Genomic DNA, 23,510 nt, shown 5'->3' with positions numbered 1-23,510 from the left:
CCTCGGCCGCCGTCACCGGATCATCCCTGGTCGCGGCGGAGCAGCAGATTCATGGCGGTGAGGGTCAGCACGGTCTCGCCGTGCTGGTTGAGCACCTCGACGTCGGTGTGGACGAGGCCCCGGTCGTGCTTGGTGCGGGAGGGGCGGGCCGCGCGGACCGTGGCGCGGATCGAGAGGCTGTCGCCGGGGCGGACCGGGCGCGGCCAGCGCAGTTCGTCGATGCCCGGCGAGGCGAGGCTCGCGACCTTGCTGACGTAGTGGTCGGCGTACAGCCGCATCATCACCGAGGCGGTGTGCCAGCCGCTGGCGATCAGCCCGCCGAAGGGCCCGGTGCCCGCCGCCTCGGGGTCGGTGTGGATGTCCTGCGGGTCGAACTCCCCGGCGAAGCGGAGGATGGCCTGCTCGGTGACGGTGATGCTGCCGAAGGTGTACGTCGATCCGGGCACGTAGTCCTCGAAGTACCGCTTCTCGGCCGGGGTGTTGAAGTCAGGGCCGAGGGTGTGCGTCGATGCTGTGGTCATCGATCGCACGTTAGCGGACGAGTGCGCGGGCCGCGATCTCCAGGAAATCGCGCAGCGGTTTGTCCCGACGGCCCGCGGGGACGGCCAGGCACGTCTCGATCCTCGCGGCGTCCGTGACCGGGACGTGGGTGAGGTCGGGGCGGGAATAGGAGCGGGCGAGGCTCAGGGGGACGAGGGCGATTCCGTGGCCGGAGGCGATGAGTTCGAACTTCTCCTCCAGGGTCGAGGTCCGGCGGTTCGGCGTGTCGAGGAGGCGCTCGCCTTCGAGGTCCGCGGAGCTGATCTCGGCGCGCTCGGCAAGCGGGTGCGTGGTCGGCATGCAGGCGACCCTGGGTTCCTCCCCGATGGGAATGATGTGCAGGCCTTCTTCCTCGAACTGCCGTCGGAAATAGCCGACTTGGGCCCTGCCGTCCCGGAGTGGCGCATCCTGTTCCCACCAGCGGGCGGGGACGAGGTCGGTCTCCACGTCCGGGTGCCGTGCCGTGAAGGCACGCATGGCGTCCGCCACGTGCAGGCCGGGGGAGAAGGCGACCACGAGCCGCTGTACGCCGCGCTCGACGTCCCGTACGCGCTGGACTCCCGCGGTGACGGACGCGAGGATGCCCTGCGCCTCCTCGTAGAGCTGCTGTCCGGCGGCGGTCAGCTCCACGCTGCGGCTGGTGCGGTCGAAGAGCGTGCACTCCAACTCCTGCTCGAACGCGCCGATCTGGCGGCTGAGCACCGGCTGGGCGATGTAGAGCTGCTGCGCCGCCCGGCCGAAGTGGCGGTGCTCGGCCACCGCGACGAAGTAGCGCAGTTTGCGCAGATCCAGATCCATACCCTCAGGGTATTGATTGCCGGGAAGGGTATTGGACGTTTCCCGGAGGCGGGTCCGAGACTCGAGGCATGATCGTGCTCACCACACCCACCGGAAACATCGGCAGCCAGGTCCTGGACAGGCTGCTGGACGAAGCCCCCGCACGCGGCGAGGGGCTGCGTGTCATCGTGCGTGATCCCGCGAAGCTCCCCGACCGGGTACGTGCCGGCGTCGACGTCGTCACCGGCTCGCACGGCGACGCCGGCGTCGTCGACCGTGCCTTCGACGGAGCCGACGCCGTCTTTTGGGTGATCCCGCCGTCGGGCTCCGGGGCAACCAGCCTGGAGGCCCTGTACTCGGGCTTCACCGGCGCCGCGGCGAAGGCGTTCGCGGCGCACGACGTCGGACACGTCGTCGGCGTCTCCGCGCTCGGCCGCGGCACTCTCGTCGCCGGACGCGCCGGACACGTGACGGCGTCGCTGGCCATGGACGACCTCATCGCGGGCTCGGGCGTGGCCTACCGGGCGCTCGCGAACCCGAGCTTCATGGACAACCTGCTGCGGCAGGTGGCCCCGATCCGGGACACCGGCGTGTTCACCGACATCGTCGACGGCGACCGCCCCGCCCCGCTGGCCGCGACCCGGGACATCGCCGCGGCCGGCGCAGCCCTGCTGCTCGACCGTTCCTGGTCGGGGACGGGCGAAGTTCCGGTGCTGGGACCCGAGGACCTGTCGCCGAACGACATGGCCCGCGTCATGTCCGACGTACTCGACCGCCCCGTCCGCTACGAGCGGCAGACGCTCGACGACTTCCGTGCCGCACGCGCCGGACACGGCGCCGCTGAGGGGGTCGTCGAGGGGTTCGTCGACATGATGAGTGCCAAGGACGACGGCCTCGACACCGGTGTGCCGCGCACCGCACGGACCGCGAGCCCGACGAGCTTTCGCACCTGGTGCGAAGAGGTCCTCAAGCCGGCGGTCCAGGCATGAGCCCCGGGACCCCACCGCTCTGCACGACCTCGCCGAGACGTCCGGAGGGCGGGCTATCGCCAGCCCGCTCCGTGTGCGGGCTCCGTGCTGCCGTGCAGCCGCTCCTCCAGTAGCTCCAGCAGGCCGGGCAGGTCGGGGGCGATGGCGAGGTCGTCCAGCGTGGACGCTGGGAGGAGGCCCGAGTCCGCGATGCCGCGCAGGGCGCCGAGCAGCGGCGTCCAGAAGCCTCCTGCGTCGAGGAAGCCGACGGGCTTGGCGTGGAATCCGAGCTGACGCCAGGACCACACCTCGAAGATCTCCTCCAGCGTGCCGAGCCCGCCGGGCAGGGCGACGAAGGCGTCGGCCTGGTCGGCCATGAGCGCCTTGCGCTCGTGCATCGAGTCACACATGACGAGCCGGGTCACGCCCTCGTGCGCCCACTCCCGCTCGACCATGCTGCGCGGCATGACACCGATGACCTCGCCGCCGGCCTTCAGCGTGCTGTCCGCGATCGCGCCCATCAGGCCTCGGCGGCCACCGCCGTAGACGAGCCCGATGCCGCGCCGGGCAAGCTCCGTCCCGACGCCGACGGCCAGTTCGGTGTGGGCCGGGTCGACTCCGCTGGACGAGGCGAGGAAAACGGCGAGGCGGCGCATGGGGTCTCCTTGGGTGGTGGGCGTCCCTGAGGGGTTCCGTCGCCCGAACCCTGCCCTTCGGGTGGCTCAATATCTATGCCCGCGCGATGAGGGTTTTGCGGACCATGTGGTGAGAGTTGTTGTCGGGGCGGGAAAATTGGAATTCCATGGTGGATGCACGCTGATCTTGCGTGCTAGTCTCGTTGGAAGTTGCAGTTGTGGTTCCCAAAACTTCAGGTGCCCCCGACCTGCTCTTGCAGGGTGGGAGCGCCTTTGTATTACCGGTCATTTTCCGGTCGGGGTAATCATCGCGGCGACACGGTGTTCGCACAGTGCGGATCCGATGTACTGCCCCAAGGAGATATGACATGGCTACTGGAACCGTGAAGTGGTTCAACTCGGAAAAGGGCTTCGGCTTCATCGAGCAGGACGGCGGCGGCGCTGACGTCTTCGCCCACTACTCGAACATCGCCGCCCAGGGCTTCCGTGAGCTTCAGGAAGGCCAGAAGGTGTCCTTCGACATCGCGCAGGGCCAGAAGGGCCCGACGGCCGAGAACATCGTTCCGGCCTGACACTGAAGACATTTTGCAGCTGGGGCCCGCATCCTTCGGGGTGCGGGCCCCAGCTGCATCCGTTTCCGCACCCGTGCCCGCGTGGATTTCCGTCGGCCGGCTCTGCCTGTTTTTGCCATCGGTCCATACTTGTAATTCGCCATGCGGCTCATCGCTGCGGGGATTCCTTGGTATGCACCGCATCGAGGAAGGTTCCGCATGAACCGCACACGTACAAACGACCGTTCAAACGTCCGTTCAAACGACCGTTCCGCCCGCGCCCGTAGTGGCAATGCCTACGCCGGAAAGGGCGGCGGCCGCTTCGGCTCGTCGGCGCCGCGCCGTTCCGGCGGGCCGGCCCGCTCCGGCGGTCACGGCCGCCGACCCGCCGCGGTGCAGGGCGAGTTCGCGCTCCCCGAGACGATCACCCCCGCGCTGCCCGCCGTCGAGAGGTTCGCCGACCTCGGCATGCCCGAGCAGCTGCTGGCCGAACTCGGCAGGCAGGGCATGAGCGTCCCGTTCCCGATCCAGGGCGCGACGCTGCCGAACTCCCTGGCCGGACGCGACGTCCTGGGCCGCGGGCGGACCGGCTCCGGCAAGACCCTCGCCTTCGGCCTCGCGCTGCTTGCCCGCACCGCCGGACAGCGCGCCGAGCCCCGCAGGCCGCTGGGACTGGTCCTCGTACCGACACGCGAGCTGGCGCAGCAGGTGACGGACGCCCTCACGCCGTACGCCCGCTCCCTCAGGCTGCGGATGACCACCGTCGTGGGCGGCATGTCGATCGGCAGGCAGGTCAGTGCGCTGCGCGGCGGGGCCGAGGTCGTCGTCGCGACCCCGGGCCGGCTCAAGGACCTCATCGACCGCGGCGACTGCGGGCTGAACCAGGTCGGCATCACGGTGCTCGACGAGGCCGACCAGATGGCCGACATGGGGTTCATGCCGCAGGTGACCGCGCTGCTCGACCAGGTGCGTCCGGAGGGACAGCGGATGCTGTTCTCCGCCACCCTGGACCGCAACGTCGACCTGCTGGTGCGTCGCTACCTGAGCGACCCGGTCGTGCACTCGGTCGACCCGTCGGCCGGTGCGGTCACGACGATGGAGCACCACGTCCTGCACGTGCACGGCGCCGACAAGCACGCCGCCACCACGGAGATCGCCGCCCGCGACGGCCGCGTGATCATGTTCCTCGACACCAAGCACGCCGTCGACCGGCTCACCAAGGACCTGCTCAACAGCGGAGTGCGGGCCGCGGCGCTGCACGGCGGCAAGTCCCAGCCGCAGCGCACCCGCACGCTGACGCAGTTCAAGACCGGCGACGTCAGCGTGCTCGTCGCGACCAATGTCGCGGCGCGCGGCATCCACGTCGACAACCTGGACCTCGTCGTCAACGTCGACCCGCCGACCGACCACAAGGACTACCTGCACCGCGGCGGCCGCACCGCTCGCGCAGGTGAGTCCGGCAGCGTCGTCACCCTCGTCACGCCGAACCAGCGCCGAGCCATGGTCCGCCTCATGTCGGACGCGGGCATCCGGCCGCAGACCACCCCGGTCCGCTCCGGCGAGGAGGCACTGCACCGGATCACCGGCGCCCAGGCCCCGTCCGGTGTCCCGGTCGTCATCGCCGCACCGGCGACCGAGGGCCCCAAGCGCGGCGGCTCCTCCCGAGGCCGCCGCCGCCCCACCTCCGCCGCCCGGCGCACCCCTTCAAACAAGCGCGCTGCCTAGCATCTTGGCGATCAGGAAGCTGACACATCTCTGCAGGAGGCACCTTTTGACGCTGGTTCAGATGCAGTCCCGAACGGCGAGCGCCGATTCCGTGCACCGAAAGGCGGCCGAAGTGGTCGACCGGGCCGGACCCCAGGCCCGTGACGACATGAGCGTCGAGGTGGCGCTGTCCGTCATGTCCGCCGCCCGCACGGGCCGACTGGTCGTCTGCGACCAGGACGACCAGGGCATCGGCGTGGTCACCCGGGCCGAACTCGCCGCCGTCCGGGACGGTTTCGCCTACACGGACCGCGTCTGCCTGCGCGATATTCTCGACGTCCATGCGCCCATCACCCCACAGGTGACCAAAGTGGTGGAAGCCGAGCGCGCGACGCGCCGCCTTCGGCCCGCAGCGCTGCCGGCGGTCGACGAGCAGAACACAGCTTCGGTAGCCTTCGTGCTTACCCGCTGAACCGTCTCACCCCCGGCCCGACCGCTCTCCCTACTCCTTGTGAGGCTCCATGCGCTGCGTCATCGCCCGCTTTCCGTTCGATCTCACCAAGAACGGCGTGCTGGAATCGATGAAGGGCATCAAGCCCGAACCGAGCACCGGCGAAACCATCACCATCGGCCGCCGCCAGTACCCCGCCAAGCAGGTCGGCCAGGTGATCACCCGCCAGGATCGCCGTGACTTCACGGCCGCCGAGGTCCTCCGGGCCATGGCCAAGCTCGGCTTCACGTGCCACACCGCCCCCGAGCCGGCCCCTGAGCCCGCCCGTGACCCGCTCGAGCAGGCCTCCGCGATGCTCGGGACCACCACGCCCGCCTGAAGCGGCGACAAGAGTACTGAGACCTGAATGACAGTGGGGCCCGGCCGGAACACCGGTCGGGCCCCACTGTCGTTCAGGTCAGCTGTCCTCGGCCGCGGTCGAGGAGCCCTCCGCTTCGGTGCGGCGGTATTCGGCGTTGATCCGCTGGGCTTCCTCGAGTTGGTCTTCCAAAACGATGATGCGGCAGGCGGCGTCGATGGGCGTTCCCTGGTCGACGAGTTCCCGGGCGCGCGCGGCGATGCGCAACTGGTAGCGGGAGAAGCGGCGGTGGCCGCCTTCCGAGCGGAGCGGGGTGATGAGGCGGGCTTCGCCGATGGCGCGGAGGAAACCCTGGGTGGTGCCGAGTATTTCGGCGGCCCGGCCCATGGTGTAGGCCGGGTAGTCGTCATCGTCGAGACGCCCGAACGAGTCGTCTGCTGTCACTTGCACCTCTCTGTGGAACACGCTTGAGGGGCCCTGGCGCCGAACGGCACCAGGGCCCCTCAAGGAACTACTACACCATCTGCCGGTCAAACGAGAAGAATCATACTCAGGCCGCGATCCAATCTCTAATCCAGCCAACATAGATTTTCGCGTGTTCGTAGGGAAGGTAATCCGCCTCGAACCCGCAGACGTGGCTCCTCGCCGACGCGGAGCAGGTCACCTGCGCGCCGCTGCCGCCCCGACCGCAGCCGTCACGAAAGCCCTGAGGAGCGGATGTCCCGTGTGGTGCGGCCACGCCAGCACCAGGCGGCTCTCGGGGGCGTCCGTGACGGGTACGCACACCACGCCCGGCGGGACCGGGTGCACGAGGGAGCGCGGGAGGACGGCCACCGCCCGGCCCACCGCCACCAGGGGGATCAGCTGTGCGACATCCTTCACCTCGGGGCCGGGCCCGCCGTCGCCGCCGATCCCGGGAACGCCTCTCCAGCGCGGCAGCAGCTCGTCCTTGAGGTCGGCGAGGCGCACCGAGCCGCGGGCGGCCAGCCGGTGGTCGGCGGGCAGGATCGCGACGCGCTCCTCGATGTGGAGCGTTTCGTGGTCGAGGCCCTCCAGATCGTCGAACGGCAGGTACAGCAGCCCCACATCGGCCCGCCCGTCCCGCAGTTGTTCCGCGCGGTCGGCGGGCCCGCTGAACACGATCTCGACCCGGCGCGCGTCGGATCCCTCGGCAAACGCGGCGAGGATCGCCGACAGTAGCTCGGCGTCGCCGCCCGGCTTGAGCACGAGCCGCAGCCGCGCCCCCGACTCCGCGCCCCGGCGGGCCCGCTCCGCGGCGGCGGCCACCGCGCTCAGCGCGTACCGCCCGTCCCGCAGCAGCGCCTCGCCCGCCGGTGTCAATGCGACCTGGCGGCTGGAGCGGACGAAGAGCGTGACGCCGAGCCGCCTCTCCACGCGCTGGATCGCCTTCGACAGGGCCGGCTGCGCGATCGCGAGCCGCTGGGCGGCGCGGCCGAAGTGCAGCTCCTCGGCGACCGCGACGACGTACTCGATCTCCCGTGTCTCCAGTTCAGCCATGCCCACAGGTTATCGTTCGAGGCCGAGCAGATCTTGGACGGAGCCCCCTGCCTCTTGGTTCGATGGCGGCATGATTCACCACACGATGCTCGTATCATTCGACGGCTCCATCCCCGACATCGACCTCGAACAATTCCTTCAGGACATCGAAAAGGTCATGCTCGACTCCGGTCACGTCCAGACGTCCACCACTCGCCGGCACATTCCGGTTCCCGGTGAGGACGCCATCCCCGCGATGATCGCCACGGCGATCGTGCAGTTCGGTGTCGCCGACCTGGAAGCCCTCGGCGCCGCGTTCGTGGCCCCCGGCGTCGGGGAGCTCATCCACCGCTGGCAGGCCAGGTACCCGTACAAGGTCGCCTGGGTGAACCACGCGCCGCTGGACTGAACGCGGCGTCAGTACGCTCGACGGTCCCTGCCGCGGTCCCTGATAAATATGAACGAAACGACGCGCCCCTCGTCCTGGGTTCCGCTTCCTCCTAACGTCGTGCCCGTTCGACCGACGAGGAGGTTGTTGTGGCGCATGCCGGGCAGGGGCGGTTCTCCAGGCGGCAGGTACTGGCGGCGACGGCGGTGGGAATCCCGGGAGTTGGTGTGATGGCCGATGTCGTGGGCGCGGCACCCGCGGGCGCGGCATCGGCCGGGCCGCGCGACTACCGGATACCGGGCCTGCGGGCCCCGGTCGAGCTGATCGAGGACCGCTACGGCGTGCCGCACATCTACGCCGACAACGAGCACGACGTGTTCCTCGCGCAGGGCTTCAACGCCGCCCGCGAGCGCCTCTTCCAGATCGACCTGTGGCGCAGACGGGGGCTCGGTGAGCTTGCCGACGTGTTGGGACCCGACTACGTGGCGCAGGACCGGGCCACCCGCCTGTTCCTGTACCGCGGTGACATGGACGTCGAGTGGGCGCGCTACGCCGAGGACGCGCGGCGCATCGCGACGCAGTTCACCGCCGGGATCAACGCCTACGTGGACTGGCTGGACGCGCACCGCAGCCAACTCCCCGAGGAATTCGGCCTCCTGGGCTACCGGCCGGCCCACTGGGCCCCCGAGGACGTGGTCCGCATCCGCAGCCACGGCCTCACCCGCAACCTGACCAGCGAGGTCAAGCGCGCCCAGGTCGCCTGCGCCGCCGGGGTGGACGCCGACCTGGTGCGCCAGGGGCTGCAACCGGACCACAAGGCGAGCGTGTCGGACGGTTTCGACCCGTGCGTGCTCCCCGACGACGTCCTCAAGGTCTTCGAACTCGCCACGCAAGAAGTGGAGTTCACCGAAGGCGCGGTCCGTCGGGCGGTCGTGCGCGACGCGACGGCCGAGGGCTCCAACAACTGGGTGATCGGCGGGCAGCGCACCGCCACCGGTCGACCGATCCTCGCCAACGACCCGCACCGCTCCTACTCGGCTCCCTCCCTGCGCTACCTCGCGCACCTGAGCGCGCCCGGCCTCGATGCCATCGGCGCTGGGGAGCCCGCACTGCCGGGCATCTCCATCGGGCACAACGGCACCGTCGCCTTCGGCCTGACCATCTTCCCGATGGATCAAGAGGACCTGTACGTCTACGAGTTGGACCCGGACGACCGCACCCGATACCGCTACCAGGACGACTGGGAGCCGATGAAGGTGCTGCGCGAACAGGTGTCCGTGGCGGGGGAGCAGGACCGGGAGGTCGAGCTGACCTTCACCCGGCACGGACCCGTGATCCACGTCGACGAGGAGCACAACCTCGCCTACGCGGTGCGCACCGCATGGCTGGAAGCGGGCACATCACCGTACTTCGGCAGCGTCGCCTACATGCGGGCGCGCAACTACCGCGAGTTCACCGAGGCCATGCGCAACTGGGGTGCCCCGACGGAGAACCAGGTCTACGCCGACGTCGAGGGCAACATTGGCTGGGTGCCCGGCGGGCTCGCGCCCAAGCGGGTCGGGTACGACGGGCTGCTCCCGGTGCCCGGCGACGGCCGCTGCGAGTGGGACGGCTTCCACTCGGGCGACGACCTGCCACGGACCCTCAACCCGGCGGCCGGGTACATCGCCACCGCCAACCAGTTCAACCTGCCGCCGGAGTACCAGGACATGGGACTCGGCTACGAGTGGACCAACCCCTTCCGCCACCAGCGGATCGTGGAGGTCCTCTCGAAGCAGCGCAAGCACACGATCGCCGACTCGCAAGCACTCCAGCACGACCAACTGTCCATACCCGCACGCCGGTTGACCGCCCTCCTGTCCCACCTCGCCAGCAGCGAACCCGACCGCCGCCGCGCCCTGCGCCTGCTCCACGACTGGGATGCCGTCGAATCGCCCGAGTCCGCCGAGGCGGCCCTGTTCGAAGTGTGGCTGTCCAGGCACCTGGGGCCCGGCTTCGTACGGGCCGCGGTCCCGAAGGCCGCCGAGCTGATCGAGGACGCCGACACCCTCGTGCTGCTCGGCGAGTTGGAGAAGCCGGGGCGGTGGCTGAAGGACGGGGCGGCCCGCGACCGGCTGCTGCTCGACACCCTGGGGTCGGCCTACGCAGAGGTCCGTAAGCTGCTGGGCGACGACGAGCGGACCTGGCAGTGGGGCGCGCTGCACCACAGCCTCTTCCAGCATCCGGCATCGTCGGCGCTCAGCGAGGCCGACCGGGCCCGCTTCGACGTAGGGCCGATGCCGAGCGGCGGCTCCCCGGACACGGTCAACGCGGCGACGTACCGGACCAGCGACTTCCTGCACACCAGCGGCCCCTCGTTCCGGGTCGTCCTGGACGTGGGTGACTGGGACTCGTCCGTGGCGGTGAACACCCCCGGCCAGTCCGGCGACCCGGACGACCCGCACTACCGCGACCTCGCAAAACCCTGGCTCAAGGGCGAGTACTTCCCGCTCGCCTACAGCCGCGCGGCCGTCGAGAAGATCGCCGCACGACGTGTGCGGCTCCTCCCGGCCGAAGCGTAAAACACCTCGAAGTCCCTCAACCCGCCGGTCGGTACTCCTGCTCGGGCCGCCCCGTGGCCCCGTACCGCAGCCGCATGCGCAGCAGGCCGGCCGTGCACAGTCCCGCGAGGTGGCGCTGTGCCGTGGCGCGGGAGATGCCGATGGCCCGGCCCACCTCCGCGGCGGACAGGGCGCCGTCGCCCTGCCGGACGGTGGCGAGCACCAGTTGGCGGGTGGCGGCGTGCGCGCCGGTGGGGCGGTCGCGGTGCGGTGGCGGCGCGGAGAGCGTGGCCACCGCCTCGTCGATCGTGTCCTGGTCGACGTGCGGGGAGTCCAGCGCGCGGCGGTAGCGGGCGTAGCCGCGCAGGCGGTCGACCAGGCGCTGGGGAGGGAACGGCTTCGCGAGGTAGGCCAGCGCACCGGCCGACAGCGCCGCGCGCACGGTCCCTCCCTCCGTCGCCGCGCTCAACACGAAGCAGTCGCAGGGCAGTTCACGGACCAGGTCCACGCCGGACGCGTCCGGCAGGAACACGTCCACCAGTGCCAGATCGACCGCCTGATTCCGTACGATCTCGCGCGCCTGCTCGGCCGACTGCGCGGTGGCCACCACCGTGAATCCGGGCGCCTGCGCCACGTGGGACGCGTGCAGGCCCGCCACGTGGAAGTCGTCGTCCACGACCAGCACCGACAGTGTGGTCCTCTCGCTCACCGTGTCTCCTCCAGTACGCCAGGCAGCCGTGCCACGAACACGGCGCCGCCGGGATCCTCGTCGCCCACCGGGCCGCCCGGTGTCACCAGGTCGACCTCCCCGCCGCGACCCCGTGCGATCTGCCGCACCAGCGCGAGGCCGACGCCCCGGCCGCCGGGCGTTGATGTGTCCTCCTTGGAGGAGACACCCTCCGTGAAAATGTCCTCGGTGCTGTCCGCCGGGACGCCGTCACCGCTGTCCGCCACGGTGATCACGAGCGTCGAGCCGTGCGCCATCAGCTCCACTTCCACCTGACGTGGAGTGCGGCTGCCCTCGCCCGCCGCGTGCACGGCGTTGTCGAGGAGGTTGCCGAGGACGGTGGTGACATCGACCGGCTGGGTGACGGGGGAGTCGACCCACGTGCCCTCGCCGAGGGTCAGGTCCACGCCTTTCTCCCGTGCCTGGGCCGCCTTCGCACGCAGGAAGGTGCGCAGGTATGCGTCGTCCACCGCGTCCAGGCCCGCCAGGGAGACCGACGTCGAGCCCGTGCCGAGGAGTTCCTCCAAGTAGCGGGCCGCCTGGGTCAGATGGCCGCCGTGGACCAGGCCGGCCACCACGTGCAGCCGGTTGCTGAACTCGTGGCGTTGGGCACGCAGCGCCGAACCCATCGCCTGCACCGCGTCCAGCTGCCGGGTCAGGGACTCGACGTCGGTGCGGTCCTTGACGGTGACGAGCGTGCCCAGATCCCGGTCGGCCCGGCGCACCCGTCGGGCCGACACCACGAGGACCCGTTCGCCCGCCGTGGCCACCACCGGCTCACCGCCACCGCCGTCCGGCCGGGCCGCGCGTGCCACCTCCAACACCCGTGGATTGAGGCCCCATTCGGACACCGGGGCGCCCACCGAACCGTCCACCGCGAGCAGTCGCCGCGCCTCGTCGTTGACGACCGTCACCCGCTCCTGCGCGTCGAGCGCCAGGACACCGTCGCCGATGCCGTGCAGCACCGCCTCCTGCTCCTGCACGAGCCCCACCAGTTCCTCCGGCTCCAGGCCGAGCGTCAGCCGCCGCCACCGGCGGGCGAGCGCCGCGGACGCCGTCACACCCACGAGCAGTGCCACCGCCAGGCAGGCCAGACCGACGAGGAGGACGCGTACGACCTGGTCGTGCACGTGACTGGCGGCGACCCCGGCATTGGCCTCGCCCACCACGCGACGGCTGTGCGGGGCGTAGACCGGGACCTTCGCCACGATCTCCTCGCCGAGGTGTGCGTGGTCGTGGTCCAGCACCTCGTGCCCGGCCAGCGCACGCGACGGGTCGGTGCTCACCATGCGCCCGAGCTGGCTCCGCTGCGGGTGGGCGAGGCGGACGCCGCGGTCGTCAGTGACCACGACGAACAGGGATCCGGTACGGGCCCGGGCGGCCTGCGCCAGCGCCTGCACCGGTCCATCGGCGAGCGCCGCGACGTCCCGCTCCGCGCGGGCCCGCCGGTGCCCGTCGCCGGACACGGAGTAGCGGGCCGCCTGCTCGCGGACGACCGGATTCGCGGCGACCGTGCGGGCCACCCCCAGCGCCCGCAGCTGGTACTCGCGCTCGACGTGCTGATCGTTGACGTATGCGAAGGCTCCGAAGGCGGCTGTGAGGGCCAGCGCGACGACCGCGCTCTGCAGCAGCAGTACCTGGGTACGCAGCCGCAGGCGCCGACGGCGCCACCGCATGGACCTGGAGAACCTCACATCGCGACGGTATCCGCCGCCTCCCACGCGGCCGTCGGGGGCCCCGGTCCGAGCGTGCACTCAATGAGCACAACCCGCACAAGGCGGGTTTCGCGGCTTGCGCGCGCAACCTGTTCGGCGTGGATCGGCGCGGGATACGTTCACCCGGTTCATCCCCCGGCCGACCCCGTACGTGTGTGTCGACCCATCCTGCCCGAGCCGCTTTTGACCAGGAGTTCCCCCATGACACCAGCCACCGCAGAGGCCAGGGACGCCCTCCGCGACAGCACCCGCGGAGGCCGCCGGTGACCACGCACACCTGGGGGCTCCTGGCCATCCTGGTCCTGTCCATCGTCGCGCTGATCACACTGATCAACACGCGGCTTCGGCTGCACCCCTTCCTGGCCCTGACACTGGTCTCGCTCGCCGCGGCCGTCGCCGCCGGTGAACCCGCGGAGAAGATCGCCGAGTCCCTGGAGACGGGCGCGGGCTCCATCCTCGGCGACGTCGGTGTCACCCTCGCCTTCGGAGCGATGCTGGGACGGCTGCTGTCCGACTCCGGAGCCACCGACCGCATCGCCCGGCTCATCGTCGACCGCGCCGGACGCAGATCGCTGCCGTGGTACATGGCCGGAGCGGCCTTCGTCATCGGCATCCCGATGTTCTTCGAGGTCGGCCTCATCGTGCTGCTGCCGCTGATCTTCAGCGTGGCGCAGCGGCTGCGCGACGACCACGGCGTCAAGGGCTCCCCGTATGTGACCCTCGCGGCCCCGGCGATCGCCGCCCTGTGCACCCTGCACGGCATGGTGCCGCCGCACCCGGGACCGCTGATCGGTGTGAGCGGCCTGCACGCCAACCTCGGTCTGACCATCGGTGTCGGCCTGGTGTGCGCGATACCCACGGTCATCCTCGCGGGCCCCGTCTACGGCCGCTGGATCGCGCCGCGCCTGGACGTGCGTCCGGACAGCACGCTCGTAGCCCAGTTCACCGGGCAGCGGACCGATGACGGTGACACCCCCGACCCGCGACCGGCGCGCCGAAGTGTGCCGACCGGCCTGGCGGTCGCCGCGGTCCTGGTCCCCGTCGTCCTGATGCTCCTGAACACCATCGCCGACCTCGTGCCCGCGCTGCCCGAGGGACTGCGGCACACCCTCGCCCTCACCGGTTCGCCGGTCGTCGCGATGTTCTTCGGCCTGCTCTTCGCACTGTTCGTCGTGGCGCTGCCCAGCGGAGTGGGTGGCGAGGCGATCCGCGACTCCCTGGGCGAGAGCCTGCGGTCCGTGGCCGGCATCCTGCTGATCATCGCGGGCGGCGGCGCGTTCAACCAGGTCCTCGAGGACTCCGGCATCGGCAAGGCGGTGGAGTCGGCCGCCTCGGGTGCACACCTCAACGTACTCGTCCTGGGCTGGCTGTTGGCGCTGCTGCTGTCCTTCTCGACGGGCTCCGCGACGGTGGGCATCGTCGCCGCCACCGGGGTCCTCGCCCCGATGGCCGCCACCGAGTCGAGCCTCTCCACCTCGCTGCTGGTCGTCGCCATCGGCGCCGGTTCCGTGGGCCTCAACTACGTGAACCACGCGGGTTTCTGGCTGGTCAAGGAGTCCTTCGGGATGACCCTCGGGCAGGCCACCAAGTCCCACACCGTCATCCAGACACTGGTGAGTGTGTGCGGACTTCTGATGACACTGCTGCTGTCACTGCTGGCCTGACACGGTGATGAGGATGCGAAGGTCCCGTCGGGACGCGTGAAGGCTCCACACATCCCTCTCCACCGCTTTGACCTCGGTGGAGAGGGGTAAATAGGTTCGGGCGCCGAGTACTTGCCCCGCACGCCACGAAACGGAGCCTGCCCCGTGTCCTCCCATGACGCCCTGACGTCGTCCGCCCTCAGCAGTGAGAACCCGGTGACCGGCGCCCCCGAGTGGCTGCGGGACAACCTCGGCACGTTCGTCGGCGTTCCGCTGCGCATCCTCCTGATCGTTCTCGGCGCCATGCTGGTGCGCGCGCTCGCCCAGCGGGCGATCACCCGGACCGTGAACAGGGTCCTGCAGGCCAACGAGCAGGACGGCGAGCCCCGGCGCACCACCCGCGGCCCCGCCGTGCTGCAGCGCGACGCCACCCGTGCGCAGGAGCGGCGCGAGCAGCGGGCACGCACCATCGGCTCGGTGCTCAGCAGCATCGTGACCATCGTCGTCGCCGTCATGGGCCTGGCGATGATCCTCGACCAGATCGGCATCGCGCTCGGCCCGCTGCTCGCCAGCGCCGGCGTGGTCGGACTGGCGATCGGCTTCGGCGCGCAGAGCCTCGTCGCCGACTATCTGGCCGGAATGCTCATCATGATCGAGGACCAGTACGGCGTCGGTGACTCGGTCGACCTCGGCGAGGCCATCGGCGAGGTCGAGCACGTCGGCCTCCGGCTCACGCAGGTTCGCGACCTCAACGGTGGCCTGTGGCACATCCGCAACGGCGAGATCATGCGCGTCCGCAACGACAGCCAGGAGTGGGCCCGCGCGGTGCTCGACGTGTCGGTGGCGTACGACTCCAACCTGGAGAAGGTCTTCGCCGTACTGGAGGAGACCGGCATGTCACTGCGCTCGGACCACGACTACAAGGGTGTCCTCCTCGAGGACCCGTCGGTGTGGGGTGTGCAGTCCATCGAGGCCGACGGCATAGTGGTGCGGCTCGTCGTGAAGACCGCGCCGCTGAAGCAGTGGGCGGTCACGCGTGAGCTGCGCCGCCGCGCCAAGGAGGCCCTCGACGTGGCCGGCATCGAACTGCCCTTCCCCCAGCGGGCGGTGTGGGTGCGCGGCGGCAAGGACGCCGACGCGCAGGACGAGCGCGCCGACGTCCCGATGTCGCGCTGAACGCGGTGTCCCGGGACTACGAGGCCGGGTTCCGGGCGGCATCGAGTTCCGTCAGCCGGGTCACCAGGAGAGCGGCCTCCTCGGGATCCACGCGGATGTCGAAGACCTCGTGGAGCAGCTGGGGCACCTCGCGAGGGGGCACGGTCTCCGTGACGGCTTCCCGGCCCGGTCGCTCCGTCGTCCACACCAGTGCGTCGAGTGTGCCGTGCCGGTCCGTGCGCAGGCGCTGGATGTACGGGCGGGTGACGAAGGGGGAGCGGTCGTGGGTGGCCACGAAGTGGTTCCCGACCGCGTAGTCGACGGGGTACTGCGGGTTCTCCGTGAAGACCTGCCGCACCGTCCAGCCCTCGGGCCCCTCCGGACCGTCACCACGCTGGTGCACCGCCCAGCCCTCCGCACCGTGGGTGATGACCTGCCGGCGCAGCAGGTACGGCCACGGTCCGCCGTCACCGCGACCGCCGTCGACCAGCTCGATGGGTGCCAACGGGCTGGCGCCGAACCCGATGTCGACCAGCCACCGCCCGCCGCCCACCTCCACGATCAGCATCGCGTGGGTCGGCGGGCGGGGTGTGTCGGCGTCCGCGCCGAGCTGCACGCGCGCGGAGACGGCGGTGAAACGGAACCCGAGCGCCTCCAGCGCGGCGGCGAACAACACGGTGTGCTCGTAGCAGTACCCGCCCCGGCCCCTGCGTACCAGCTTGTCCTGGACCGACGGCACGTCGATCCGCACCTCGCGGTACAGGAACGAGTCGAGGGTGTCCCACCGCAGCGTCAGCACGTGCGCGCGTTGCAGGGCCGCCAGTGTCTCCAGGGTGGGCGCACGGTCGCCCGCGTACCCGAGGCGGGCGAGATAGGCGTCCAGGTCGAGTTGTTCGCTGCTCCACATGTGGGGGTCAACCTCGACGGACTCGGCGGCTATTCCGCACCCCGCACCGACACCCCGCTCACCCCTTCAGCATCCGCTCGCTCAGCTCCCACAGCCGCCGCGCGGAGTCGGGGTCGAGGGAGTGCGACATGGCGTCGGCCGGGATGCTGTCGGCGGTCAACGGGCGCTCCTCGTCGTCCAACGGCGCGATGTCGCTGTCCTTGAGGTAGACGCCACCGATGTTCGCGAGCGCCGGGTGCGCGGCGCCGAACACGATCGTCGCGGCGCCCTGCGCCGCTGTCTTCTTCCCGAGGGCGGGGTCGATGACCGGCCGCCCCTGCTCGTCGATCAGGCCCTCGGCGCGCAGCGCCTCCTCGCCCGCCGCGCTGTTCAGGGCGGTGCCGACGACGACGCCGGGATGGGCGGAGTAGGCGCGGATGCCGTCGGCGGCGTGGCGGTGGTCGAGCTCGACGGCGAACAGAACGTTGGCGCACTTCGACTGCGCGTACGCGAGGCCGGGGTTGTAGTCGCCCGCCGCGAAATGGATGTCGTCCCAGCGGATGCCGGACATGCGGTGGGCGCCGGAGCTCACGTTGACGACGCGGGCTCCGTGCGCGGCGCGCAGGGCGGGCAGCAGGTCGAGAGTGAGCTGGAAGTGGCCGAGGTGATTGACGGCGAACTGCAGCTCGTAGCCGCGCCCTTCGACCTCGCGAGTCGCGGGGGCGGCCACGCCGGCGCAGTTGACGAGGGTGTGCAGGGGGTGGCCCGTGGCGTTCCACCGGTCGGCGAAGGCGGTGACGGAGGCCGGGTCGGCCAGGTCCAGGCGTCCGGTCTCCACCCCTTCGACGCCGGCCGTGGCCAGTGCGTCCGCGGCGCGCCGCGGGTCGCGGGCGGCGACGGTGACCGAGGCGCCCCTGGCGGCGAGGGTGCGGGTGATCTCCCGGCCGATTCCGGCGTGGCCGCCGGTGACGACGGCGTACTTGCCGGTCAGGTCGACGTCGGCGAGGACCTCGGCCGCTGTCGACGCGGGCGTGAATCCGGAGCCGATGGGCTGCTGCTTGGTGGTCATGAGTCATGTCCTCTCGGGGTGTGGCGCGTGTCGACCTCGGAGCGGCCGCCGGCCACTTTCCGGAACGTTGCTCCGTTTAGTTTACGGAGCGCTGTTCCGTTTCGGCAAGCGCAGTAGGGTTCTCTTCGACGATCAGTGCTCGGGAGGAAAGCGTGGAAACCACGGAAGGCCAGGTCGGGGGAGTGGGCCGCGGCAAGCGGGCCGATGCGGCGCGCAATCAGGAGAAGCTGCTCGCCGCGGCCGCCCGGGTGTTCGTGACTTCCGGCGTCGACGCGCCCGTGCGGCGGATCGCGGCCGAGGCCGGCGTCGGCATGGGCACGATCTACCGGCACTTCCCGACCCGCGCGGAACTCGTGGTCGCCGTCTTCCGCCACCAGGTCGAGGAGTGCGCGGAGGCGGGCCCGCGCCTGCTGGCCGAGGCCGGATCCCCGTTCGAGGCGCTGCGCGCGTGGGTCGACGTGTTCGTGGACTTCCTGGTCACCAAGCACGGCCTGGCCAACACGCTGGAACCGGAAGGCAGCGGTTTCGCCGCGCTGCACTCGTACTTCATCGACCGCCTGATGCCCGTCGCCGAGCAGCTGTTGGACGCCGCCGTCGAGGCCGGCGAGATCCGGCCCGGCGTGCGGCCCTACGAACTCCTGCGCGGCATCGGCAACCTCTGCATCGGCCACGAGAGCGACACCGACTACGACCCGCGCCGGCTGATCGACCTGCTACTGCGGGGGCTCCAACAGCCGCGCTGAATGGGCGTGTTGGACTCTGGAAGGTTGTTTCACGGAGGATGTCCCCGCTCGCCCGCTGGTGTGACCTTCAGGCGCGCCGCCCGCCCAAGATGGTGCCCACACCGAAGACTGGCGGCATGATCTTGCGCCCCACCTCCGCCCGGCTCCTGCAGCGTGCCGCTCTGGTCGCCGCCACCGCGCTCACGACCGCCCTGTCGGCCACCCTCGTCGCAGCGCCCGCCGCCTCGGCCGCCCCCTGCGCCGACTCCTGCGGCGGTTCCGCCGTCGTGGCCCCGCTGTCCCAAGCGCCGCCCGCCGTCGGCGCGTGCACGAGCCCGGAGCCCGTGGTGTGCGAGATCCGCCGCTCCACGCCCGACGAGCGGGAGGAACAGCGCGACATCCGCATGCGCTACCTCGACCTCATCGGCGACATGGACCACGTACGGTGCACGATGCGCGCCGACGGGCGCAGCCCCGAGGAGATCGCCCGCCGCCTGGTCGACATGCGCAACGACGCCAAGGAGATCACGCGGGCCGGCATGACACCGGAGGAGGTCCGGGTCCTCGAAGCGCGCAACATGGTGAAGTACGGCAACCCGCTCGGCCCCACCGCCGACCAACTCCACGCCAAGTACGGCTCCTGGGAGAAGGTCGCCGACGCCGCCACCCGCACCAGCCGCGCCGTCGACGGCGAACTCGGGCTCGCGTACCTCCCGTGCCCCTGCGACGTACCCGCCGCGGCCTGACCGTTGGGGCGAGGCGGGCACACGCGGTCAACCGCCCGCTCGGTCCCCGTCCGCCGCGCAGGCTGCCGGTGGTGGGGTGGCCGCCTCGTCGTCATGAGCGGGTGGCGGCCAGACGGGGCGGTGGTGCCGGGGCAGCGCCTCCAGGGCCCCGCGCACGGTCGAACGGGACGGCAGCAGTTCGTCGCTGCCGGTCTGGGTGAGCAGATCGGACAGTCGGCGTCCGGGACCGGCCAGCAGCAGCAGCCCCTCGCGGCGCTGCAGCAACCAGCGTGCGGCCAGTAGGCAGTTGAGGCCGCGCGAGTCGCAGAACGTGAGTGCCGTCACGTCAAGCACCAGGTGCCGGTGCCCGGACAGCACGCGGGTCCCGATCGAGCGGAGGAAGAACTGCTCGCAGTTCTGGTCGAGTTCCCCGCTCACGCGCAGCACCGCACAGTGCTCGCACCTCGCCAGTTCGGTGACGGACAGGCGACCGGCCTGCGTGGACATCGCGCCTCCCGCGAGTCGTATGGATACGACGTGTCTTCCTCGGTTGCCCCGGTCCTTCCCCCGTACGCGCAGCAGTACATCAATGAGCGCAGTCTTTCCGTAGACCTGCGCCACACGTGTGACGCGGCGTCAAGTTACAGGTGTGTAACAGGGGGTGGTGGGTATGAGCCGTCCACGCCGCACTCCCGACGGGGGAGTGCCTTCCGCACGAGGGAGCGACGAAGATGCCCCAGGCCGACAGTACGGTGATCCAGCGACCCGATTCGCCCGAACGACATACCACCGGCCTTGGCGGCCCGGCCCCGGCGGCCGACGCGCCGGGCCTCTTGGCACTCCCCGACACGGGTGGCCGCACGGCGGCGGACATCCGCGACCTGTCCAAGGCGCTGTTCGCCCGGCTCGGTGAACTCGAGGAGGGCACCCACGAGTACGCGTACGTACGAAACAACCTCGTCGAGCTCAACCTGAACCTCGTGCACTACGCCGCGCGGCGCCTACGGGCTCGCAGCGACTCCTACGAAGACGTCGTACAGGTCGGAACGATCGGTCTGATCAAGGCCATCGACCGCTTCGACCTGTGCCGGGGAGCGGAGTTCACCAGCTTCGCCCTGCCCACCGTCATGGGCGAGATCAAGCGCTTCTTCCGTGACACCACCTGGGCCGTCCACGTTCCCCGCAGGTTGCAGGAGCTGAGCCATCACATCGACCGGGCGAACACCCGCCTGGAGCAGGACAACGGCCATGCGCCCACCGTCGCCGAACTCGCCGCCCATCTGGGCCTGGACGAGGACGAGGTCGCCGAGGGGCTGACCGCGGCCAACGGCTGCACCGCCGCTTCGCTGGACTGGTCGGCCGACGCCGACGACACGCTGGCCGACCATATCGGCTGCCACGACCCGGAGTTGGCCAAGGCCGAGAACCTTCAGGCCCTCAAACCGCTGATCGCCGGCCTCTCGCCGCGGGAGCGCACACTCCTCGCGCTGCGCTTCGTCGACGAGCTGACGCAGGCCGAGATCGGACGCGAGCTGGGCGTCTCGCAGATGCAGGTCTCCCGCCTCCTCACGCGCGTCCTGGACCGGTTGCGGGACCGGCTCGGCGAGTAGGTCGCGGCGCCCGGGCCCCGCCGCAGCAGTCCTGCGCGGCGGGGCCCGCCCGCGGGGGCGGGTGATTCAACACACGGCGACGGGGGCGCCCCGGTGCGCGTCCGGAAACGCTCCGGCGGGCTGCAGGACCAGGTCGCAGGTGTCCAGCAAGGACTGCCTCTGACGCGCGCTGGCCGTCTGCAACCACGCCAGCGCGTCACCGACGGCACAGTCCTCGCGCGCGGCCACGTAACCGGCGGCCCGGTGGATCCGCTCCCAGCGGGCCGCGCGGGTGTCGGTGGCCCAGACCGGCTCGGGGCCCGCGGGGTTCGCGTGCGCGGGGCGCCAGCGCAGCAGTTCCTCGCGGGCGAGCACGGCGGCTTGTTCGGCCTCGGCGATGTGTGCCGCGGTCAGGCGGGTGGGGCGGGTGAAGTAGAGGCAGATCACACCGACAGGACGGAACTCGCGGTGCAGCGGCAGCGCCAGGACGTGTCGCACCCCGGGCAGATCGTCGGACCAGTACGGCGCGTGCGACCGGTCGTCATGGTCGTGCACCTCGGGGACGAAGACGGTCCGTGCCTCCAACGCGGCGCTGACCGACGGCCCCTCGGCGTGCGTGAACTGGGCGGCCTCGGCCCGCAAGGCGACCTCGTCACTGGCGTACAACAACTGCCACTGCTCGAGGCAGGGGAACAGGGACATCGTCGCGTGCTGCGCGCCCAGTGACCGGGCGAACGCCGTGCACAGCCGTGTGGGCAGGGCGCGCCGACCCACGGCCGCCGCGAGCGACACATCATGAACGATCGACGGGCCTTCCATCAACATGCACAGCACATCCCTTCCGTAGCGGTGGGAGTCCGTCTACCACCGGTACGCCGATCTCACGCACCCGATCTGCCACCCCATCGGGCGAGTGTCCCGCTCCCCGCGGCGGGCAGCCGAACACGATGAGACTGGTCGAAGACGTGGAACGGACGATGGAGCGCTGGACCGACACGATGTGGTCCCGGCTGCTCCCGCCCCGGCGCAAGCGGGGCGAGGTGGTGTCGATACTCCGCCGCCAGTGCGACGACCAGGCGCTGATCCTGGGACGACAACGTGTCCTGGTCCCCAACGCCTTCGTCGTCGAACTGCCCCCACCGGTCCACCTCCAACTCGCCGCGAACGGCGGCGATGTGGGCCGCCACCTGGCCGTCCAGGTCCGCCGCCACGCCGCGGAGTCGGGCTACACCTTCGCGGGCCCCGTGGCCGTCCACCTGAAGCCATCGACGAGCAGCACCCTCGGCCGCTTCCGTGTCCACAGCCGCATCGCGCCCCTCACGGCGCAGCGCCGGGGCGAGTGAACTCGCAGGGCTGCTGGCCGAACTCCGCCGTCCTCGCGCACCATGTCACCAACCGCGTGTCCGTAAGGGGAGTTGGTGAAGGTGTGAGTGGCATGGAGCAGCGCCGTGGCGGGATGTCCCGGATGGCGCCCGGGGGCGCTCTGGCCGTGGTCGCGGCGAGCACGTTGTTGTCGATGAGCGTGTGGTTCTCCGCGTCGTTCGTGCTGCCGCAGTTGAAGGAGGAGTGGGGGCTGAGTCCCGGTTCCGGGGCGCTGTTGACCGTCGCCGTGCAGCTCGGGTTCGTCGTGGGGGCGGTGTCGTCGGCGATGTCCGGGCTGGCCGACCGGGTGGCGAATCGCCTTCTGATGTGTGGTGGCGCGGTGGGGGCCGCGTTGGCCAACCTTGGTGTGCTGCTCGCCGATGGGCTGTGGGCGGCCGTCGTGCTGCGGCTGGTCACCGGATTCTTTCTCGCGGCTGTGTATCCGCCGGCGCTCAAGGAGACCGCGACATGGTTCCGTGCCGGGCGGGGCAAGGCGCTGGGCGTCATGATCGGCGCGCTCACCGTCGGCTCGGCGCTGCCCCATGCCGTGAACGCCGCCGGGGGTGTGGACTGGCATCTCGTCATCGCCGTGACGTCCCTGATGGGCGCGTGCGGGGGCGTGCTCGCCCTCGCCCTGCGGTCGCCCGGTCCGTATCCGTTCCCGCGGCGGAAGGTCACCGTCGGGGGCGCCCTGCGGTCGCTGCGCAATCGCGATGTCGTCCTCGCGGACCTCGGGTACGTGGGGCACATGTGGGAGCTGTACGCGATGTGGGGCACGGTGGCGTCGCTGCTGGCGAGCGTTCCGGTGGTCGAGGAGTCGGGCCGTACGGACGCGCTGGCATCCACGATCGCCTTTGTGTGCATCGGAGTTGGCGCCTTCGGATGCCTCGTGGGCGGGATTCTCGGCGACCGGTGGGGGCGTGCCTCCTCCGCGCGGCTCTGCCTCGTCTGTTCCGGTGGGGCCGCGCTGCTGCTCGCTGCCGGTGTCGACGCGATGCCGTCGGTCCTGGTCATCGCGGTGTGCGTCTTCTGGGGGTTCTGGGTGGTGGCGGACTCCGCCCAGTTCTCCGCGCTGGTCACCGAGCGGGCCGACCCCGAATACGTGGGCGGGGCACTGTCGTTGCAGCTGGCGCTTGGCTACTCGACCACCGCGCTCACGCTGTGGGGCGTCCCCGTACTGGTCGAACACACGTCGTGGCGGGTCGCGCTGCTGGTGCTCGCGGTGGGGCCCGTCGTGGGTGTGGTGGCCATGAGCCAGTCGATCGTCAGGGACCGGCGCGGGGTGGCGGCCTGAGTTCCGCTCCGGCCCACGGGCCCGCGCCTGCCGCTCGTAGCGCCCGTAATAACCCCTGCGCCGCAACCCCCAGCGGGGCAGGATCCGCCGGTCCTGGCAGTCCGAGAGTCCTAGGGCGTGTTTCGAAAGTCCCGTCTGCCTCGCGGGGTCTGGCACGCACGCTCGCGGCGTTGCCGAAATGCCCTAGTAGCTCCGCTACGAGACCATTCCGGCG

The 23,510-nt window shown here is 70.8% G+C and carries 25 protein-coding genes; 14 read left to right on the top strand and 11 right to left on the bottom strand.

Annotated features, from left to right (window positions below):
* Positions 1 to 20: 20 nt before the first annotated feature.
* Positions 21 to 521 carry a MaoC family dehydratase gene (locus tag ACWD2L_RS22625; RefSeq protein WP_451190738.1) on the bottom strand — a complete coding sequence of 167 codons (501 nt, stop codon included), beginning with the start codon at positions 519 to 521 and terminating at the stop codon, positions 21 to 23.
* A 10-nt stretch (positions 522 to 531) separates the two neighbouring features.
* Positions 532 to 1,338, bottom strand: a complete 807-nt coding sequence (locus ACWD2L_RS22620; protein ID WP_451190735.1) for a LysR family transcriptional regulator — start codon at positions 1,336 to 1,338, stop codon at positions 532 to 534.
* A gap of 68 nt (positions 1,339 to 1,406) precedes the next feature.
* Here ACWD2L_RS22620 and ACWD2L_RS22615 point away from each other — a divergent pair, with 68 nt between their 5' ends.
* Entirely contained in the window at positions 1,407 to 2,306 is a 900-nt protein-coding gene (locus tag ACWD2L_RS22615; protein ID WP_451190732.1) for an NAD(P)H-binding protein, read from the top strand.
* Between the two features lie 53 nt (positions 2,307 to 2,359).
* Here the strand turns inward: ACWD2L_RS22615 and ACWD2L_RS22610 are convergent, their stop codons facing one another.
* Positions 2,360 to 2,941 (bottom strand): LOG family protein, encoded by a 582-nt coding sequence (locus ACWD2L_RS22610; RefSeq protein WP_451190729.1) that lies wholly within the window; start codon positions 2,939 to 2,941, stop codon positions 2,360 to 2,362.
* 347 nt (positions 2,942 to 3,288) lie between these two features.
* Between ACWD2L_RS22610 and ACWD2L_RS22605 the strand changes: the two genes are divergently transcribed.
* The 4 genes from ACWD2L_RS22605 to ACWD2L_RS22590 all read left to right on the top strand — a co-directional run bounded on the left by ACWD2L_RS22605 (position 3,289) and on the right by ACWD2L_RS22590 (position 6,005).
* Positions 3,289 to 3,492: a cold-shock protein gene (locus ACWD2L_RS22605; protein WP_398462404.1), complete on the top strand. Its 204-nt coding sequence runs from the start codon at positions 3,289 to 3,291 to the stop codon at positions 3,490 to 3,492.
* 198 nt (positions 3,493 to 3,690) lie between these two features.
* Positions 3,691 to 5,196, top strand: coding sequence for a DEAD/DEAH box helicase (locus ACWD2L_RS22600; protein WP_451190726.1), 1,506 nt, complete (start codon positions 3,691 to 3,693; stop codon positions 5,194 to 5,196).
* Between the two features lie 46 nt (positions 5,197 to 5,242).
* A complete protein-coding gene (locus tag ACWD2L_RS22595) occupies positions 5,243 to 5,647 on the top strand; it encodes a CBS domain-containing protein (RefSeq protein WP_451190722.1) in 405 nt (134 codons plus the stop codon).
* Between the two features lie 49 nt (positions 5,648 to 5,696).
* On the top strand, positions 5,697 to 6,005 hold the full coding sequence (locus ACWD2L_RS22590) for an SCO5918 family protein (RefSeq protein WP_451190720.1): 309 nt from the start codon (positions 5,697 to 5,699) through the stop codon (positions 6,003 to 6,005).
* 78 nt (positions 6,006 to 6,083) lie between these two features.
* Here the strand turns inward: ACWD2L_RS22590 and ACWD2L_RS22585 are convergent, their stop codons facing one another.
* Positions 6,084 to 6,428, bottom strand: a complete 345-nt coding sequence (locus ACWD2L_RS22585) for a MerR family transcriptional regulator (RefSeq protein WP_451190717.1) — start codon at positions 6,426 to 6,428, stop codon at positions 6,084 to 6,086.
* Positions 6,429 to 6,644: 216 nt separating this feature from the next.
* A complete protein-coding gene (locus tag ACWD2L_RS22580) occupies positions 6,645 to 7,502 on the bottom strand; it encodes a LysR family transcriptional regulator (RefSeq protein ID WP_451190714.1) in 858 nt (285 codons plus the stop codon).
* 70 nt (positions 7,503 to 7,572) lie between these two features.
* Between ACWD2L_RS22580 and ACWD2L_RS22575 the strand changes: the two genes are divergently transcribed.
* Both ACWD2L_RS22575 and ACWD2L_RS22570 read left to right on the top strand, forming a co-directional pair.
* The gene (locus ACWD2L_RS22575; RefSeq protein ID WP_451190711.1) at positions 7,573 to 7,890 is read left to right on the top strand and encodes a hypothetical protein; all 318 of its coding nucleotides are present in this window, start codon (positions 7,573 to 7,575) and stop codon (positions 7,888 to 7,890) included.
* A gap of 209 nt (positions 7,891 to 8,099) precedes the next feature.
* A complete protein-coding gene (locus ACWD2L_RS22570) occupies positions 8,100 to 10,430 on the top strand; it encodes a penicillin acylase family protein (protein ID WP_451190709.1) in 2,331 nt (776 codons plus the stop codon).
* 16 nt (positions 10,431 to 10,446) lie between these two features.
* Here the strand turns inward: ACWD2L_RS22570 and ACWD2L_RS22565 are convergent, their stop codons facing one another.
* Entirely contained in the window at positions 10,447 to 11,118 is a 672-nt protein-coding gene (locus tag ACWD2L_RS22565; protein ID WP_451190706.1) for a response regulator, read from the bottom strand.
* Positions 11,115 to 12,830: an ATP-binding protein gene (locus tag ACWD2L_RS22560; RefSeq protein ID WP_451190703.1), complete on the bottom strand. Its 1,716-nt coding sequence runs from the start codon at positions 12,828 to 12,830 to the stop codon at positions 11,115 to 11,117. The genes ACWD2L_RS22565 and ACWD2L_RS22560 overlap by 4 nt, the downstream gene beginning before the upstream one ends.
* 284 nt (positions 12,831 to 13,114) lie before the next feature.
* On the opposite strand from ACWD2L_RS22560, the gene ACWD2L_RS22555 reads away from it, so the two are divergent.
* Together ACWD2L_RS22555 and ACWD2L_RS22550 are read left to right on the top strand one after the other, a co-directional pair.
* Positions 13,115 to 14,515 (top strand): GntP family permease, encoded by a 1,401-nt coding sequence (locus tag ACWD2L_RS22555; RefSeq protein WP_451190701.1) that lies wholly within the window; start codon positions 13,115 to 13,117, stop codon positions 14,513 to 14,515.
* Positions 14,516 to 14,659: 144 nt separating this feature from the next.
* On the top strand, positions 14,660 to 15,670 hold the full coding sequence (locus tag ACWD2L_RS22550; protein ID WP_451190699.1) for a mechanosensitive ion channel family protein: 1,011 nt from the start codon (positions 14,660 to 14,662) through the stop codon (positions 15,668 to 15,670).
* Positions 15,671 to 15,686: 16 nt separating this feature from the next.
* Here the strand turns inward: ACWD2L_RS22550 and ACWD2L_RS22545 are convergent, their stop codons facing one another.
* On the bottom strand, positions 15,687 to 16,556 hold the full coding sequence (locus ACWD2L_RS22545; RefSeq protein ID WP_451190695.1) for an arylamine N-acetyltransferase family protein: 870 nt from the start codon (positions 16,554 to 16,556) through the stop codon (positions 15,687 to 15,689).
* Between the two features lie 58 nt (positions 16,557 to 16,614).
* A complete protein-coding gene (locus ACWD2L_RS22540) occupies positions 16,615 to 17,604 on the bottom strand; it encodes an SDR family NAD(P)-dependent oxidoreductase (protein ID WP_451190692.1) in 990 nt (329 codons plus the stop codon).
* A 152-nt stretch (positions 17,605 to 17,756) separates the two neighbouring features.
* Between ACWD2L_RS22540 and ACWD2L_RS22535 the strand changes: the two genes are divergently transcribed.
* Together ACWD2L_RS22535 and ACWD2L_RS22530 are read left to right on the top strand one after the other, a co-directional pair.
* On the top strand, positions 17,757 to 18,347 hold the full coding sequence (locus ACWD2L_RS22535) for a TetR/AcrR family transcriptional regulator (RefSeq protein WP_451190689.1): 591 nt from the start codon (positions 17,757 to 17,759) through the stop codon (positions 18,345 to 18,347).
* 116 nt (positions 18,348 to 18,463) lie between these two features.
* Positions 18,464 to 19,072 (top strand): hypothetical protein, encoded by a 609-nt coding sequence (locus ACWD2L_RS22530; RefSeq protein WP_451190686.1) that lies wholly within the window; start codon positions 18,464 to 18,466, stop codon positions 19,070 to 19,072.
* Positions 19,073 to 19,099: 27 nt separating this feature from the next.
* Here ACWD2L_RS22530 and ACWD2L_RS22525 read toward each other — a convergent pair whose 3' ends face one another.
* The gene (locus ACWD2L_RS22525) at positions 19,100 to 19,558 is read right to left on the bottom strand and encodes an STAS domain-containing protein (RefSeq protein WP_451190684.1); all 459 of its coding nucleotides are present in this window, start codon (positions 19,556 to 19,558) and stop codon (positions 19,100 to 19,102) included.
* Positions 19,559 to 19,782: 224 nt separating this feature from the next.
* On the opposite strand from ACWD2L_RS22525, the gene ACWD2L_RS22520 reads away from it, so the two are divergent.
* A complete protein-coding gene (locus ACWD2L_RS22520) occupies positions 19,783 to 20,661 on the top strand; it encodes a SigB/SigF/SigG family RNA polymerase sigma factor (protein ID WP_451190680.1) in 879 nt (292 codons plus the stop codon).
* A 66-nt stretch (positions 20,662 to 20,727) separates the two neighbouring features.
* Here ACWD2L_RS22520 and ACWD2L_RS22515 read toward each other — a convergent pair whose 3' ends face one another.
* Positions 20,728 to 21,465, bottom strand: coding sequence for a GAF domain-containing protein (locus ACWD2L_RS22515; RefSeq protein ID WP_451190677.1), 738 nt, complete (start codon positions 21,463 to 21,465; stop codon positions 20,728 to 20,730).
* A 122-nt stretch (positions 21,466 to 21,587) separates the two neighbouring features.
* On the opposite strand from ACWD2L_RS22515, the gene ACWD2L_RS22510 reads away from it, so the two are divergent.
* Together ACWD2L_RS22510 and ACWD2L_RS22505 are read left to right on the top strand one after the other, a co-directional pair.
* Positions 21,588 to 21,983: a DUF3662 domain-containing protein gene (locus tag ACWD2L_RS22510; RefSeq protein WP_451190674.1), complete on the top strand. Its 396-nt coding sequence runs from the start codon at positions 21,588 to 21,590 to the stop codon at positions 21,981 to 21,983.
* 92 nt (positions 21,984 to 22,075) lie between these two features.
* Positions 22,076 to 23,296 (top strand): MFS transporter, encoded by a 1,221-nt coding sequence (locus ACWD2L_RS22505; protein WP_451190671.1) that lies wholly within the window; start codon positions 22,076 to 22,078, stop codon positions 23,294 to 23,296.
* Positions 23,297 to 23,510 lie beyond the last annotated feature (214 nt).

It is taken from the genome of Streptomyces sp. NPDC002754, from assembly GCF_053592315.1.
This window is presented reverse-complemented; position numbering and strand designations above follow the sequence as displayed.

Coding starts and splice junctions, on each gene's coding strand:
- ACWD2L_RS22580 (WP_451190714.1), bottom strand. CDS start 7,502: ATGGCTGAACTGGAGACACGGGAGATCGAGTACGTCGTCGCGGTCGCC.
- ACWD2L_RS22525 (WP_451190684.1), bottom strand. CDS start 19,558: ATGTCCACGCAGGCCGGTCGCCTGTCCGTCACCGAACTGGCGAGGTGC.
- ACWD2L_RS22610 (WP_451190729.1), bottom strand. CDS start 2,941: ATGCGCCGCCTCGCCGTTTTCCTCGCCTCGTCCAGCGGAGTCGACCCG.
- ACWD2L_RS22515 (WP_451190677.1), bottom strand. CDS start 21,465: ATGTTGATGGAAGGCCCGTCGATCGTTCATGATGTGTCGCTCGCGGCG.
- ACWD2L_RS22510 (WP_451190674.1), top strand. CDS start 21,588: ATGAGACTGGTCGAAGACGTGGAACGGACGATGGAGCGCTGGACCGAC.
- ACWD2L_RS22540 (WP_451190692.1), bottom strand. CDS start 17,604: ATGACCACCAAGCAGCAGCCCATCGGCTCCGGATTCACGCCCGCGTCG.
- ACWD2L_RS22600 (WP_451190726.1), top strand. CDS start 3,691: ATGAACCGCACACGTACAAACGACCGTTCAAACGTCCGTTCAAACGAC.
- ACWD2L_RS22545 (WP_451190695.1), bottom strand. CDS start 16,556: ATGTGGAGCAGCGAACAACTCGACCTGGACGCCTATCTCGCCCGCCTC.
- ACWD2L_RS22620 (WP_451190735.1), bottom strand. CDS start 1,338: ATGGATCTGGATCTGCGCAAACTGCGCTACTTCGTCGCGGTGGCCGAG.
- ACWD2L_RS22570 (WP_451190709.1), top strand. CDS start 8,100: ATGGCCGATGTCGTGGGCGCGGCACCCGCGGGCGCGGCATCGGCCGGG.
- ACWD2L_RS22615 (WP_451190732.1), top strand. CDS start 1,407: ATGATCGTGCTCACCACACCCACCGGAAACATCGGCAGCCAGGTCCTG.
- ACWD2L_RS22590 (WP_451190720.1), top strand. CDS start 5,697: ATGCGCTGCGTCATCGCCCGCTTTCCGTTCGATCTCACCAAGAACGGC.
- ACWD2L_RS22505 (WP_451190671.1), top strand. CDS start 22,076: ATGGAGCAGCGCCGTGGCGGGATGTCCCGGATGGCGCCCGGGGGCGCT.
- ACWD2L_RS22575 (WP_451190711.1), top strand. CDS start 7,573: ATGATTCACCACACGATGCTCGTATCATTCGACGGCTCCATCCCCGAC.
- ACWD2L_RS22520 (WP_451190680.1), top strand. CDS start 19,783: ATGCCCCAGGCCGACAGTACGGTGATCCAGCGACCCGATTCGCCCGAA.
- ACWD2L_RS22625 (WP_451190738.1), bottom strand. CDS start 521: ATGACCACAGCATCGACGCACACCCTCGGCCCTGACTTCAACACCCCG.
- ACWD2L_RS22605 (WP_398462404.1), top strand. CDS start 3,289: ATGGCTACTGGAACCGTGAAGTGGTTCAACTCGGAAAAGGGCTTCGGC.
- ACWD2L_RS22530 (WP_451190686.1), top strand. CDS start 18,464: ATGATCTTGCGCCCCACCTCCGCCCGGCTCCTGCAGCGTGCCGCTCTG.